Below are 278 nucleotides of genomic sequence, written 5' to 3' on the forward strand. Positions count from 1 at the left end.
CCCACAGGGTCCCCCCTGCAGTACCATCGGCGCTGTAAGGCTTAGCTTCCGGGTTCGAAATGTAACCGGGCGTTTCCCCTACGCTATGACCACCGAAACCCTAATGGTTTCGAGCGAACAAGCACACTCTTTAATTGTGCGTTCTACTCAAATCCGGCAACGGTCGTTGCCTCAGAACTAACACAGTGGACGCGAGCAACTGAGGACAAGCCCTCGGCCTATTAGTACCGGTCACCTCCACACCTCACGGTGCTTCCAGATCCGGCCTATCAACCCAG

The 278-nt window shown here is 55.8% G+C and carries 1 rRNA gene; it reads right to left on the reverse strand.

Annotated features, from left to right (window positions below):
- Positions 1 to 97: ribosomal RNA gene (gene rrf / locus IE94_RS37445) — 5S ribosomal RNA — on the reverse strand; the annotation flags it as partial.
- Positions 98 to 278 lie beyond the last annotated feature (181 nt).

This window comes from Streptomyces violaceorubidus, from assembly GCF_000717995.1.
Lineage (GTDB): Bacteria > Actinomycetota > Actinomycetes > Streptomycetales > Streptomycetaceae > Streptomyces > Streptomyces violaceorubidus.